At 38.2% G+C, this 15042-nt stretch carries 16 protein-coding genes; all 16 read left to right on the forward strand.

Annotated elements, in window-relative coordinates:
* Positions 1 to 77: 77 nt before the first annotated feature.
* On the forward strand, positions 78 to 869 hold the full coding sequence (gene flgG, locus AC4G3O_RS09290; protein ID WP_491136086.1) for a flagellar basal body rod protein FlgG: 792 nt from the start codon (positions 78 to 80) through the stop codon (positions 867 to 869).
* Between the two features lie 46 nt (positions 870 to 915).
* Positions 916 to 1137 carry a flagellar FlbD family protein gene (locus tag AC4G3O_RS09295; RefSeq protein WP_139891244.1) on the forward strand — a complete coding sequence of 74 codons (222 nt, stop codon included), beginning with the start codon at positions 916 to 918 and terminating at the stop codon, positions 1135 to 1137.
* A complete protein-coding gene (gene fliL, locus AC4G3O_RS09300) occupies positions 1127 to 1543 on the forward strand; it encodes a flagellar basal body-associated protein FliL (protein WP_139891243.1) in 417 nt (138 codons plus the stop codon). Before AC4G3O_RS09295 ends, fliL begins: the two co-directional genes overlap by 11 nt.
* 45 nt (positions 1544 to 1588) lie before the next feature.
* Positions 1589 to 2581, forward strand: a complete 993-nt coding sequence (gene fliM, locus AC4G3O_RS09305; RefSeq protein WP_139891242.1) for a flagellar motor switch protein FliM — start codon at positions 1589 to 1591, stop codon at positions 2579 to 2581.
* Positions 2578 to 3804, forward strand: a complete 1227-nt coding sequence (fliY, locus tag AC4G3O_RS09310; RefSeq protein ID WP_139891241.1) for a flagellar motor switch phosphatase FliY — start codon at positions 2578 to 2580, stop codon at positions 3802 to 3804. Before fliM ends, fliY begins: the two co-directional genes overlap by 4 nt.
* Positions 3805 to 3820: 16 nt before the next feature.
* On the forward strand, positions 3821 to 4183 hold the full coding sequence (locus tag AC4G3O_RS09315) for a response regulator (protein WP_139891240.1): 363 nt from the start codon (positions 3821 to 3823) through the stop codon (positions 4181 to 4183).
* 24 nt (positions 4184 to 4207) lie between these two features.
* The gene (locus AC4G3O_RS09320) at positions 4208 to 4894 is read left to right on the forward strand and encodes a flagellar biosynthetic protein FliO (RefSeq protein ID WP_254654688.1); all 687 of its coding nucleotides are present in this window, start codon (positions 4208 to 4210) and stop codon (positions 4892 to 4894) included.
* Positions 4887 to 5552 carry a flagellar type III secretion system pore protein FliP gene (fliP, locus tag AC4G3O_RS09325; RefSeq protein WP_066100426.1) on the forward strand — a complete coding sequence of 222 codons (666 nt, stop codon included), beginning with the start codon at positions 4887 to 4889 and terminating at the stop codon, positions 5550 to 5552. The genes AC4G3O_RS09320 and fliP overlap by 8 nt, the downstream gene beginning before the upstream one ends.
* A 15-nt stretch (positions 5553 to 5567) precedes the next feature.
* Entirely contained in the window at positions 5568 to 5837 is a 270-nt protein-coding gene (gene fliQ, locus AC4G3O_RS09330) for a flagellar biosynthesis protein FliQ (RefSeq protein ID WP_491136087.1), read from the forward strand.
* A 3-nt stretch (positions 5838 to 5840) separates the two neighbouring features.
* Positions 5841 to 6617, forward strand: a complete 777-nt coding sequence (fliR, locus tag AC4G3O_RS09335) for a flagellar biosynthetic protein FliR (RefSeq protein ID WP_066100420.1) — start codon at positions 5841 to 5843, stop codon at positions 6615 to 6617.
* Position 6618: 1 nt separating this feature from the next.
* Positions 6619 to 7701, forward strand: a complete 1083-nt coding sequence (gene flhB / locus AC4G3O_RS09340) for a flagellar biosynthesis protein FlhB (RefSeq protein WP_139891238.1) — start codon at positions 6619 to 6621, stop codon at positions 7699 to 7701.
* 111 nt (positions 7702 to 7812) lie between these two features.
* On the forward strand, positions 7813 to 9849 hold the full coding sequence (gene flhA, locus AC4G3O_RS09345) for a flagellar biosynthesis protein FlhA (protein ID WP_066100412.1): 2037 nt from the start codon (positions 7813 to 7815) through the stop codon (positions 9847 to 9849).
* Positions 9846 to 11018, forward strand: coding sequence for a flagellar biosynthesis GTPase FlhF (gene flhF, locus AC4G3O_RS09350; protein ID WP_491136088.1), 1173 nt, complete (start codon positions 9846 to 9848; stop codon positions 11016 to 11018). The genes flhA and flhF overlap by 4 nt, the downstream gene beginning before the upstream one ends.
* Complete coding sequence (locus tag AC4G3O_RS09355) at positions 11011 to 11874, forward strand: MinD/ParA family protein (RefSeq protein ID WP_491136089.1); 864 nt, start codon at positions 11011 to 11013, stop codon at positions 11872 to 11874. The genes flhF and AC4G3O_RS09355 overlap by 8 nt, the downstream gene beginning before the upstream one ends.
* A 3-nt stretch (positions 11875 to 11877) precedes the next feature.
* On the forward strand, positions 11878 to 12972 hold the full coding sequence (locus AC4G3O_RS09360) for a protein-glutamate methylesterase/protein-glutamine glutaminase (RefSeq protein ID WP_491136090.1): 1095 nt from the start codon (positions 11878 to 11880) through the stop codon (positions 12970 to 12972).
* A gap of 12 nt (positions 12973 to 12984) precedes the next feature.
* Positions 12985 to 15024, forward strand: coding sequence for a chemotaxis protein CheW (locus tag AC4G3O_RS09365; protein ID WP_491136180.1), 2040 nt, complete (start codon positions 12985 to 12987; stop codon positions 15022 to 15024).
* Positions 15025 to 15042 lie beyond the last annotated feature (18 nt).

Here is a 15042-nt window from a genome sequence, read left to right on the forward strand (position 1 = left end):
ATGGCTGGACCTCATGAGAGGAAGCCAAGGCTGTTGATCGACTGATACAGCCAAGCTGAAAGGGGAAAAATAATAATATGTTACGTTCCATGTATTCTGGCATTAGCGGATTAAAAAACTTCCAAACAAAATTGGATGTAATCGGTAATAACATCGCAAATGTGAACACATATGGCTTTAAAAAAGGCAGGGTTACATTTAAAGATACTATGAGCCAAACTGTTTCGGGTGCCAGCGGAGCCACTGCTGATAAGGGCGGTACGAATGCTATTCAGGTAGGCCTCGGAAGCTCACTGGCTTCGATTGATAATATTGATACACAGGGAAGTGCCCAAACGACGAATCGAACACTGGATTTTTCTATTGAAGGTGATGGATATTTCGTAGTTAAAAATGGAAATCAACAATTATATACACGTGCAGGGAATTTTTATTTAGATCAGGATGGGGCACTTGTGACAAGTGAAGGATTTAAGGTTCTAGATATAGACGAACAGGAGATCACTATCCCGCAATATATAGTCAGCTTCAGTATTGGACAGGGCGGCGAAATAACGGGTGTCGATGCAAATGGAGCTAGTGACACTATAGCAACAATTGGAGTAGCTAAATTCACTAACCCGGCCGGATTAACGAAGGCGGGTAATAATACATTTCAAGCATCTGCAAATTCTGGGGTACTCGACATAGGAACAGCAGACACCGAAGGTAGAGGGAAACTGACATCAGGTCGACTTGAAATGTCAAATGTGGATTTATCTGAAGAATTTACAGATATGATTGTGGCACAGCGTGGTTTTCAGGCTAATACCCGCATTATCACAACATCTGATGAAATCCTTCAGGAATTAGTTAATTTGAAAAGGTAATGGTAAAGGAGGCAGGGGCTAAAGAAATCCTTTAGCCCTCCCAATTATGATACAGGTAACCAAATTGAACGGAAAAAAATACTTTTTAAATGCATTATTCATAGAGTCTGTAGAAGCAAATCCAGATACGACTATAACACTTACCAATGGAAAAAAGTTAATCGTCGCAACTGAGGAAAGAGAACTTATACAGATGATTAATCATTTTTATCGCAGCATAAACGTTTTAGGACATCAGCAGAACCGGGAGGATACCGATGAAGAATAAATTAATACTTTTATTTTTGTCAGCTATTTCTTTGCTGGGGATCATCGCGGTTGTTGTGTTAATGAATTACACAGGCGACTCTGCAGATAAAGAACCGAGTATTGATGAGGTTATTAAATATTCTGTTGAAATACCGGAAATTACGACTAACTTAACGGATAATACGTTAATTCGAGTAACGTATATGATGGAAACAGACGGTAAAAAGGCAAAAGAGGAATTAGAAAAAAGAATTTTCCAAGTAAATGACATTGTCATTAAAGAATTATCTGAGATGAAAGCTGAACAACTGAATGATAAAAAGGGCAAACTGGAATTTGAAAATAAACTTAAGGAACAAGTGAATGAGTTGATGCAGGAAGGTAAGGTTATTCAAGTTTATACTACCTCGTCTATTCTCCAATAAAAAGCGACGGACATAAAAGTATCTGAAACTACGGAGGTGATTCGATTGTCTGGCGAGGTTTTATCACAGAATGAAATTGATGCATTATTATCTGCCCTCTCAACAGGTGAAATGGATGCAGATGAATTGAAAAAGGAAGAGAATGAAAGAAAAGTAAGAGTTTATGATTTTAAAAGAGCTTTACGGTTTTCGAAAGACCAAATTCGAAATTTAACAAGAATACATGAGAATTTTGCTCGTTTACTGACCACTTATTTTTCAGCGCAGTTACGCACGTATGTCAATATCAATGTTGCGACAGCTGATCAGCTTCCGTATGAAGAATTTATACGTTCAATTCCTAAAATGACAATTATGAATGTTTTTGAGGTTCCTCCTTTAGATGGACGAATCTTGATGGAAGTTAATCCGATTATCGCTTATACCATGCTCGATCGTGTATTAGGCGGCAGAGGTTCAAGTCTTAATAAAGTTGAGAGCCTCACAGAGATAGAAACCAAAATTATGTCCAATCTATTTGAACGTGCATTTGAGAATCTAAAGGAAGCGTGGGCTAACATAGCCGATATAAACCCGGAGCTATCAGAGTTTGAGGTTAATCCACAATTCTTACAGATGGTTTCCCCAAATGATACGGTGGTTGTAATTTCATTAAATATTACAATCGGTGAAGTTAGCGGGATGATAAATATATGTATACCGCATGTAGTATTAGAGCCTATTATTCCTAATTTATCTGTACATTATTGGATGCATACAAACAAAAAGAAAAGAGAACCAAATGAAGTACAAGCGATAGAACAACAAGTTCGAACAGCAGAGTTACCCCTGATTGCTCAATTGGGAACTGCTGATATTTTAATCCAAGACTTCTTAAATCTAACTGTGGGGGATGTTATTGAATTAGGTCAGCCAATAGACAGCCCAATCGTGTTGTCCATAGGAGATGTTCCTAAATTCCTTGGACAGGCAGGAAAGGTAAATAAGAAGATAGGCATTCAAATATTGGAGAACTTGAAAGGGGGAAGCTTAGAATGATGAACAATGAAAGACTTACTCAGGAAGAAATTGATGCATTATTAGATAGTTCTAATCAGGAAGTGTTTCCTGCTTCACCAGCGATAGGTGATTATTTTTCATCAATGGAACAGGATGCTCTTGGTGAAATTGGCAATATATCATTTGGAAGCTCAGCAACTGCTTTATCTATACTATTAAATCACAAAGTGGATATTACGACACCTTGCGTTTCTATAGTTGCCAGTGAAAAATTAGTGGAAGAATTTCCACAGCCATATGTAGCCATTCAGGTGGAATATACAGATGGTTTTATTGGTTCTAATTTGTTGGTCATAAAGCAGACAGATGCTGCTATTATTGCTGACCTCATGCTGGGTGGAGATGGGCATTCTCCAGCTGAGGATTTATCTGAGATTCATCTAAGCGCTGTACAGGAAGCGATGAATCAAATGATGGGTTCTGCTGCAACCTCCATGTCGACTGTTTTTAATAAGCGTGTAGATATCTCGCCTCCATCCATAGAGCTTATAGATTTAATGGAAGGCTCTGGACATGATGTTTTTCCAAAAGCTGATTTGCTTGTGAAAGTGTCTTTTAGATTAACGATAGGGAACTTAATAGATTCCTATATCATGCAATTATTGCCTGCGCATTTTGCCAGAAGTTTAGTAGATGAATTGATGAAGAAAACTTCTCCTGAGATGGGAGAGACAATTAAACAGAATCAACCAGCTGCCTATTCCATGAGTGGAGTGGAACCAACTGTGAGAACCAGTAATGAGAGAGTAGCTAAAACGGCATCTGATCAATCGTATCAAGCGGAGCACATCAACGACGCACTGTTGGGAGGTAAAACAGAGATAAATATGCAAAGCAATCAATATCTAGGAACGAATTCTGCTCCCTATAGCCAGCCGGTTCAGGTACAGCCTGCCACGTTTTCTGAATTTGAGCACACGCAGCGGTTAGATGAAAAAGAGGTTAATAACCTCAATATGTTATTGGATATTCCTTTGCAGGTAACCGTAGAACTGGGAAGAACGAATCGGTCCGTCAAAGAAATTCTTGAGCTATCATCAGGATCTATTATTGAATTGGATAAATTAGCCGGTGAACCGGTCGATATTTTGGTGAATAAGCGTTTGATTGCCAAAGGAGAAGTCGTTGTAATTGATGAAAATTTTGGTGTTCGGGTTACAGATATTATTAGCCGAACTGACCGTCTGAAAAAATTAAAGTAAGCTGGGGGAAGAAAGAATGTCACACAAAATTTTAGTAGTCGATGATGCTGCATTTATGAGAATGATGATTAAAGATATCCTGGTTAAGAATGGATATGATGTTGTGGGAGAAGGAGCGGATGGTCATCAGGCTATTGAGCTATATAAAGAAACAAATCCTGATTTGGTCACAATGGATATTACGATGCCAGATATGGACGGAATTACAGCATTAAAAGAAATACGCAAAATCAATCCAAATGCCAAGGTTATTATGTGTTCGGCAATGGGTCAGCAGGCAATGGTTATTGATGCTATTCAGGCAGGTGCAAAGGATTTTATTGTAAAACCTTTTGCAGCTGACCGAGTTTTGGAGGCAATCAGCAAAGCTTTATCGTAAAGAGGGGAAGTAAACGTGCAACGGATGCCAAGCTATATAAAGGTTATTCTTTTCTTCATTTTGTGTTTTGCCATTACTGCACCATTCAAAGAAATTGCAGTAAATGCAGCGCCAGACAATGGCAGCCAAAGTGTGGACAGTTATTACAATACTAAAGATCGTAAGACAGAGACAGGGGATATCGACCAGACCAATAATAACAGTATCTCTGATTCAGCTGAAAATGAGACAAATGACATTGGAATTACAATTGGAGATATCTTTAGAATGGTATTCGCCCTACTATTTGTTGCTGGATTAATGTACATTCTTCTGCGCGTCATTAATAAAAAGAATCGTGGATATCAGCACGGCCAAACTATTGAAAACCTGGGAGGGACTCCGTTAGGTGGAAATCGCTCTGTCCAGATGGTAAGGGTTGGGGAGAAAATCTACATTGTAGGTGTTGGAGACTCGGTTCAATTACTCAATGTGATTGATGATAAGGAAGAATACAGCAAGCTAATTGAAGAACATAATCAGAAATTAGAAACTCAGATTGCCCCAATGGACCTTGCAGGCAAGCTCATTGATAAATGGAAAATAAAAACTTCCAGGCAAACGGAGAAGTCGTTCAAAAGTCAATTTAATGAACAGTTGAAACAACTAAAGGAAGACCGCAAACAGATTACAAAAGAAATAAGCAAGAAAGGAACACACCGAGATGAATGACTTAATGACTCTCTTTAGCAGTGGGGATGCCGATACCGTTTCTACATCAGTTAAGCTGCTCCTGTTATTAACGGTTCTTTCTCTTGCACCAAGCATTTTAATTTTAATGACCTGTTTTACAAGAATTGTTATTGTTCTGGGCTTTGTAAGGACAGCTTTATCGACACAGCAAATGCCCCCTACACAAGTGTTGATCGGATTATCGCTCTTCATTACATTTTTTGTAATGGCACCGGTTTTATCTGAAGTGAATGATGAGGCGCTTCAACCGCTTTTTAAGGATGAAATAAAGCTGGAAGAAGCATATGAAAAGGCAGCAGGGCCCTTTAAGGAGTTTATGAGTAAACATACAAGGCAAAAGGATTTACAGCTATTCCTGGAATATTCTAAGGCGGATACACCTGAATCAATTGAAGATATTTCTTTAACTACGCTGGTACCTGCATTCGCGATCAGTGAAATGAAAACAGCCTTTCAAATTGGCTTCATGATTTTTATCCCATTTCTGGTGATAGACATGATTGTGGCGAGTGTTCTAATGTCCATGGGTATGATGATGCTACCGCCGGTCATGATCTCATTACCCTTTAAAATCTTACTGTTTGTGATGGTCGATGGATGGTATTTAGTTGTTAAATCTTTATTACAAAGTTTTTAGGCAGGTGAGAGAAAGATGACATCAGAAGCAGTAATTTCGTTGGCTGAAAAGGGGATTTATACTGTATTAATCATAAGTGCTCCCTTACTGATCCTAGCTCTTTGGATTGGTTTAATTGTCAGTGTTTTTCAGGCGACCACACAAATCCAGGAGCAAACGTTAGCTTTTATTCCGAAAATCGTCGCTGTTTTGTTGGGCATTGTATTTTTTGGGCCATGGATGCTGAGTAAAATGCTCTCTTACACGGCTGACATTTTTAATAATCTAACGAAGTTTGTAGGATAGGCTATGGAAGAGATTGTTCCCAAATTTAGTGTATACTTATTGATTTTTGTACGTCTTGCATCCTTTTTTATTACAATGCCTATCTTTTCATATAGAACGATTCCTGCACAGCATCGCTTAGGAATCAGTGCTCTGCTCGCCTGGATTATGTATTATACGGTATCTTCTCCAGGCTTTGAAATTGACGGTTTATATCTTTTATTGGTGTTAAAAGAAGCCTTAGTCGGATTAATGATTGGCTTTTTTGCGTATATGATGTTCTCAGCTGTTCAAACAGCCGGAGGATTCATTGATTTTCAGATGGGCTTTTCAATGGCTAATGTCATTGATCCGCAGACAGGGGTTCAAAGTCCCTTAATGGGTCAATATCTTTATACATTTGCACTCCTTTTTTTGCTGGCGATTGACGGACATCATTTGTTATTGGACGGAATTTTTTACAGCTATGAATTCATCCCTTTGTCAACAGATTTTCTTCCGTTTGGAAATGAGCAAATCCTCACATTGATGATTCAATTCTTTACACAGTCATTTATCATTGCTTTTCAAATGTCTATCCCAATTGTTGGAAGTTTGTTTTTGGTAGATATAGCACTAGGTATTGTAGCAAGAACGGTGCCGCAAATGAATATATTTGTTATTGGTTTTCCAATCAAAATATTTGTCAGTTTAATTTTGTTAACTATTACGATGGGAACCATCTTACTTCTGGTAAAAGGGCTTTTGAATACAACATTGGAAGGAATGCGTTCGCTTATGCATCTGCTTGGAGGAAGTTAGAATGAGCCTACTAAAACTGGATTTGCAATTTTTTTCAGGGGAGAAAACAGAGAAGGCTACTCCTAAAAAAAGACAGGATGCAAGGAAAAAAGGGCAGGTTGCCAAAAGTCAGGATATCAATACAGCAGTTGTTTTGTTAGGGGTATTTCTCATTTTATATATAGCAGGTGGTTTTTTAAAAGATAGATTACTAGTTATTTTTAAGTATCCAATCAATCTATCTGCTACCTTCTCATATTCAGAAGCGGATTTATATTTAATGTTTATTGAACTTCTTAAACAAATGGCTATTATCTTGGGACCTATTATGTTAGCGGCTTTTATAGCCGGAATTATCGCTAATTTTGCGCAGGTAGGAGCCATGTTTTCAACCGAAACTATACAATTTAAGCTTGAAAAAATTGACCCAATAAAAGGGTTTAAACGGATTTTTTCAATGAGAGCGCTCGTCGAAATGCTCAAATCTATATTAAAGATTACGGTCATTGGAGTTATAACCTTTTATTCTATTTGGTCGCGGTTGGATGAAATTATGATGCTTTCAACTAAAACGATGGGGGCATCCTTAATTACACTTGCAGATATTACAGTCAAAACCGGTTTGTTTGCTTCGGGAGCTTTATTGTTTTTAGCCCTGTTGGACTATCTTTATCAACGTTTCGATTTTGAAAAGAGCATTCGAATGTCCAAACAGGAAATTAAACAAGAGTATAAAACAATCGAAGGAGATCCGATAATAAAGTCTCGAATCAAGCAAAAACAAAGAGAAATGGCCATGTCGAGAATGATGCAGGAGATACCAAAAGCTGATGTAGTAATTACGAATCCGACCCACTATGCGATTGCTTTAAAATATGACGAAAATCAGCTGGATGCACCATATGTAGTAGGAAAAGGGCTGGATTTTGTTGCCCAGAAAATAAAGCTTGTCGCTAAAGAAAATGATATTCCGATGATGGAAAACAGACCATTAGCAAGAGCATTGTACAATCAGGCAGATATCGGTCAGGCAATCCCTGAAGAGTTTTACAAAGGAGTGGCTGAGATTCTTGCGTACGTCTATAAACTGAAAGGCAAGTCGTAGGAAATATGATTAGCCTGATATCATTTTTGCCGTTTGATTATAGTTAGCATAATTAATCTAAGATATTGATAGATTCACGTTCTATTAATTACCCGTTAGGAGAGAAGTAGCATGCGAGCAAGAGATTTATCAGTTTTAATAGCCGTCATAATGATTGTAGCCATGTTAATTATCCCTTTACCAACATGGTTGATAAGTTTTTTAATCATGGTCAATATTTCTCTTGCCTTATTAGTATTATTGACTTCAATGAATACACAGGAACCTTTGCAATTTTCTATTTTCCCTTCCTTACTGTTGCTCCTCACGTTATTTAGACTCGGCCTTAATATTTCTACGACTAGAGCAATCCTGACACACGGGGATGCCGGTGGAGTCGTTCATGTATTCGGTGACTTTGTAGTTGGCGGTCAAGTGATCGTTGGATTGGTCGTTTTCCTAATCTTAATCATTATTCAATTCATTGTCATTACAAAAGGGGCTGAACGTGTAGCAGAGGTGGCAGCCCGATTTACGCTTGATGCAATGCCAGGTAAACAAATGAGTATTGATGCCGATTTAAATGCCGGAATGATTTCTGAACAAGAGGCGAGAACCAGACGTGATAAGGTGTCGAGAGAAGCTGATTTTTTTGGTTCGATGGATGGTGCCAGCAAGTTTGTTAAAGGTGACGCCATAGCCAGTATTATTATTGTCTTAATCAACCTGATATTCGGAATGATTATCGGTGTTATGCAAATGGATTTATCATTTGGTGAGGCGGCTGTGAAATTTTCACTTTTATCTGTAGGGGACGGGATTGTCAGTCAGGTGCCAGCCTTACTGATTTCAACTGCGACAGGTATTATCGTGACGAGAGCAGCATCAGATGGCAATCTTGCTTCAGATATTACATCTCAGCTTTTTGCTTATCCACAAATGCTGTATATTGCTGCCGGAACTATTCTGTTATTAGGGCTTTTTACACCGATTAATAATTTTCTAACATTATTTATTTCTGGTCTATTGGCTTTGGGGGCTTATAAAGCTACATCTATTCAACAAAAAGAAAGCACTGTTTCTGAACTGGAACCAGATGATACCGCAGAAGCGGAAGAAATGAAAAGTCCGGAAAGCGTCATTAGTCTTCTCAGTATTGATCCGATTGAGTTTGAATTCGGTTATGGGTTAATTCCATTAGCGGATGCCAATCAGGGCGGAGACCTTTTGGACAGGGTGGTTATGATTCGCAGGCAGCTTGCTATTGAATTGGGTCTTGTTATACCCGTTGTAAGAATCAGAGATAATATTCAGCTTAAGCCTAATGAATATAGGCTGAAAATTAAAGGTGCTGAAATGGCCAGGGGTGAGCTTTTGTTAGATCATTATTTAGCGATGGCTCCAGGAATGGATGATGATTCTATTGAAGGAATTGATACGATAGAACCTTCCTTTGGGCTGCCGGCCAAGTGGATTACGGAAGAGACCAAGGAATATGCTGAAATGCTAGGCTATACCGTTGTGGATCCACCATCAGTTGTTTCCACACATATTACTGAAGTCATTAAAACAAATGCAGCTGATTTGATTGGGCGTCAGGAAACAAAACAATTAATTGAGCATCTCAGAGAGTCTGCACCAATTTTAATAGAAGAAGTTACGCCTAATCCTTTATCTGTAGGTGATATACAAAAAGTTCTGGCTAAATTATTGAGAGAAAAGGTCTCAATTAGGAACCTACCAGTTATTTTTGAAACCTTAGCTGATTTTGGAAGGATGACAAATGATACTGACATTTTAGCGGAATATGTTAGACAGGCACTTGCCCGTCAAATCACAAACCAATATGTAACGGGTGATAATTTAAAAGTGTTAACTCTTTCTGGAAGAGTTGAAAAAATCGTTGCCGACAGTGTTCAACAGACAGAACAAGGTAATTATCTATCGCTAGATCCGACTAACTCACAGAAAATCCTTGAATCAGTAGCAGGAAAGCTGGAGGAGCATGCCTTACTTGATCAGGCACCTGTATTGTTATGTTCACCAGCTGTAAGGATGTATGTGCGCCAGCTGACAGAGAGATATTTCCCGCAGCTTCCGGTGCTATCATATAACGAATTGGAAGCAAATATAGAGGTACAAAGTGTAGGGGTGGTGAATGCTGAATGAATGTGAAGAAGTTTACAGGGATATCCATGCAAGAAGTGATGAGTAAAATACGGGCGGAATTTGGAAATGATGCCGTCATATTAAATTCAAAAGTAGTCAATAGCAATGGTATTCTTGGTCTATTTAAAAAGAAATCATTTGAAGTGATTGCCGCATTGGATACCGATTCAGTGGAAAGTAAAAAAACAACATTCACGAAGGTAAATAAAGATACGATTCCATCCATAAAAAAGGAATCAATTGAACAACCTGTTCAATTTTCCAATTCAACAAAAAAAGATATCGATAACCCATCTAATGAAATACTTAAAAAATTGCACGATATGAAACAAATGTTATCACTAGAATCCAAATACAATCACTTTCCAGATCCATTAAGAGAATTACACCATCAGCTTGTTGTAATGGAGTTGGATAAGCATATAATCGACAAACTGTTGGAGTATCTATTGGGAAAATGGAGGAATAATCAAAGGTCTGCTGAAATGACTAAGGCGGACCTATCAGAGCTGGTCCATATCTACTTACTTGAACAATTAAAGAATTTTGCCGTTAATGGTGAGCAATTATTTAAGAGAAAATATATAAATATTGTAGGTCCGACTGGTGTTGGGAAAACCACTACAATTGCAAAAATTGCAGCTGAATATGTGATTAAGCATAATAAAAAAATTGCGTTCATCACTACGGACACCTATCGAATCGCAGCTATTGAACAATTGAAAACATATGCAGAGATATTGAGAGTACCAGTCGAAGTGGCGTATAACAGTGATGATTTTAAACAAGCTGCTGAGCGTTTTGCCCATTACGATCATGTATTTATAGATACAGCAGGCAGAAATTTTCGAAATCAGGAATTTGTTGAGGAACTTAAAGGGCTGATTGATTTTAATATCGATATGCTGACATATCTTGTCCTTTCCGCTACTTCCAAAGAGATTGATATGACAGCGATCTATAACCAGTTTTCCATAATACCCATTCACGGAGCTATTTTTACCAAATTAGATGAAACTGCCTATCATGGTTCCGTGGTGAATTTTATTCTTAAACATCATGTTCCAGTTATTTATATGACAAATGGACAAGATGTTCCCGATGATATTATTGCTGCCACCCCGGACAAAATTGTCAAAATGGTATGTGGAGGTCATTTATATGTATGACCAAGCGGAACTGCTTCGACAAAAGATACAATATAAAAAAGAAGAGCCATCTGCCAAAGTAATTGCAGTTGTAAGTGGAAAAGGCGGAGTCGGTAAATCCAATTTTTCATTAAATTTTTCAATTGGACTCGCTAAGCAAAATAAAAAAGTATTGATTATAGATATTGATGTAGGAATGGGAAATATCAATATCTTAATAGGCCAAACGGGCAGATATACAATAGCAAATCATTTTAATGAGGGGATCCCTCTAAGGATGGCTATTTCTGCTGGGCCTGAAGGAATCCATTATATTCCTGGGGGTACAGGTTTAACAATTTTTTTTAAAATGGATCAAAAACAATTTGCTCACTTTAGCCATCAATTTCAAAGCATTCTGGAAGAATATGATTTTATTATTTTGGATATGGGTGCGGGAATATCAGAACAATCCTTGCAATTTATCGTTTCTGCGAATGAATTGATTTATATTACAACACCAGAGCCAACGGCAATAACGGATGCTTATTCCATGATGAAATATCTTGTTAGCAGAACGGATGCACCGTTCTATCTTCTCTGTAACCGGGCTTCAAGCCGGAAAGAAGGCAATGAGGTCATTTTACGTTTAACGAGAGCTGCGCAACAGTTTTTACATAAAGAAATCGTGGCACTTGGGATTTTGCCAGATGATAAAACGGTACAAAAAGCAGTCATAAGACAAATTCCATTTATCCTCTTGAATTCTCGGGCTCCATCTAGTGAAGCACTAAACAAAATCATTGCTCAGTATATGGGAAGCGTGGATAAAGAGGGCAATTCACCTGCTTCGTTTATGAAAAAGATGAAGAATTTTCTTTTCGAAAGGCAGGCTTAAGATTTGGCTGCTATTAAAGTTCTAATCATTGAAGATTCACCTTTTATGAGAAAGTTGATAACTGAATTTTTACAAGAAGATGAACAAATTGAAGTGGTGGGCATTGCTAGAAATGGAGCAGATGGGCTTTTGAAAATGGAAAAGCTGAAACCTGATGTCATTACACTGGATATAGAAATGCCTGTAATGGACGGTATAACGACATTGCAGGTAATCATGGAAAAAAATCCAATGCCTGTGGTTATGCTTTCCGGTACTAACAGATCGGGTGTAGATATGATTATGGAGAGCACGAAGCTTGGTGCAGTCAATTTTATCGAAAAGCCCTCTGGTTCATTTTCACAAGATTTACACAGAATTAAGAGTCTAATGATTCAGAAAGTGAAAGAGGCTGCCAAAGTAAATATGAGCGTGTTTGACCAAAATAATCGCCTGATGAATGTGCCGCCAATCGCTGAAATTTCACAGGAACTGAATCTGACTGAAAATGTCAATGAAAAAAATACGGATGTTCCCTTCCAAAAAATTATTTGTATCGGAACCTCGACGGGAGGACCGCGAGCACTGTATACCGTATTGCCATTACTTAAAAAGAATACGGTACCTATTCTCATTGTACAGCATATGCCGGAAGGGTTTACAAAACACTTGGCTGAGAGACTAAATGAGTTGTCAGAAATAACTGTGAAGGAAGCTGAAGAGGGAGAAATTTTATGTAATGGAACAGCCTATATTGCACCTGGTGGATTTCATTTAAAAGCTTCAGTTCAAGCTGGTGTGCTGATTGCCAAATTGGATAAAACTAATTCCGTTAATGGCCACCGTCCATCGGTGGATGTCTTGTTTGATTCAGTTTCCGAACTGCCCCCTGTATACGAATGTGTAGCCGTTATTATGACAGGTATGGGATCAGATGGTACGAAGGGAATTATGAATTTAAGAAAGTTTAAAAAGTCCAGAATTATTGCTGAATCTGAAGAAACTTGTGTGGTCTATGGTATGCCAAAAGCGGCAATCGCTACGGGATTGGTGGATGAAATAATTCCTCTAGGTCATATAGCTGGAGTATTGAATGAAATTTGTAAGGGTGAGAGGTGAAGGTAAATGAGCTTGGATTTAGATCAATATTTAGAGGTTTTTATAGAAGAAAGCAAGGAACACTTACAAACTTGTAATGAACTATTATTGGAGCTCGAAAAAAATCCTGATGATGTCATGATTGTGCATGAAATTTTTAGGTCAGCCCATACATTAAAAGGAATGTCTGCGACAATGGGTTTTGATGATTTAGCACGATTAACTCATCAAATGGAAAATGTGTTGGATGAGATCCGAAATCAGCGAATAAAAGTTAATACCGACATTTTAGACATTGTATTTTTAGCTGTTGATGATTTGGAAGCAATGGTTTTATCGGTTGCAGATGGTGGAAACGGAAAAAGAGATGTCTCTTTAACAATAGAAAAATTAGAAAACATAGTAGCAGGTCAAATCGTTATGATAGGTTCTGCAGATAGAGAACATCCTGGTGCTCCGGTAGAAATGGAATCCCGTGCGGATATTTATGACGAATACGAATGGGCGGTCATGGAACAATCAATCGACCAAGGCTTTAAAGCTTACTCTGTTAAGGTGATTTTAAATGATGATTGTATCTTAAAAGCAGTCCGTGTTTTTATGGTTTATGAAATTTTTGCTGAACTGGGAGAAGTAATTAAGTCGGTTCCTCCCGTCGATGTTCTTGAGGAAGAAGATTTTGGGCAGGAGTTTACGGCAACGATCCTATCAAAACAATCTGCAATAGATATCGAACAGAGAATCTTAAAAGTATCAGAGCTTGAGTCTGTACGAGTTTCGCTGGTGCCGAATAAGACATCTAAGGATCAGGAATATAAAGCCACAAAGGATCTGGAAAATGCGAATCAGCTGCAGGTGCATTCAACAAAGCAGGTAAAGGGTAAGGAAGATGAAAAAGCTTCCTCTGTTAATACTGCAGTGGCTCATAGTAAGACGATACGGGTCAATATTGAGCGCCTTGACATATTAATGAATCTATTTGAAGAGTTAGTGATTGATCGCGGAAGACTCGAACAAATTTCGAAGGATTTAAAAGATGCAGAGCTGTTTGAAACAGTTGAACATATGACAAGAATTTCTGGTGATATGCAAACAATAATCCTAAATATGAGGATGGTACCAGTAGAAACAGTTTTTAATCGGTTTCCGCGTATGGTCAGGCAGCTTGCGCGTAATCTGAATAAACACATCCGTCTTGAAATTATTGGTGCGGAAACGGAGTTAGACCGGACTGTTATTGACGAAATTGGTGATCCTCTGCTGCATCTTTTACGAAACGCTTTGGATCATGGTATTGAAACACCGGAAGCTAGACGGGACAAGGGCAAGCCTGAAGAGGGTACAGTCATCCTGAAGGCTTATCATAGTGGCAACCACGTTTTTATAGAAATAGAAGATGATGGCGCTGGTATTAATACAGATGTGGTTGTAACAAAAGCAGTGGATAAAGGAATTATTACAGAAGAACAAGCTGAAATCATGACAGAACGTCAAAAAAACGAACTTCTTTTCGCTTCGGGTTTTTCCACAGCTAAGGAGATTTCTGATATATCAGGCCGGGGGGTTGGCTTAGATGTTGTGAAAAATACCATCGAATCTCTTGATGGAAGTGTGTCTATTAATTCACGCCTAGGATATGGATCTATTTTTTCTGTGAAATTGCCACTTACCTTATCAATCATATCAGTCATGCTAGTTGAAGTTCAGGATGAAAAGTACGCAATTCCCTTATCTTCCATAATTGAAACGTATATCGTCCAAAGAGAAGAAGTATTAAGATCACATAATCAAGATGTCATTGACTTTAGAGGTAAGATTATCCCGCTCGTGTATCTTCATTCAATTCTTTCTATCCCTGTTTGTCGGGAGGAGGAAGACTTTTTGTCATTAGTAATTGTGCGTAATGGAGACAAGATGGCCGGGTTAGTTGTCAATTCATTCATTGGTCAGCAGGAAATCGTTTTAAAATCATTGGGTAATTACTTAAATTCTGTCTTCGCTGTTTCAGGAGCTACGATTCTCGGGGATGGTCAAGTTGCATTGATTATAGATTGCAATTCTCTTGTTAAGTAAGCAGGGCTGTAAGATAAG

The organism is Bacillus sp. z14 (2026) (assembly GCF_058313575.1).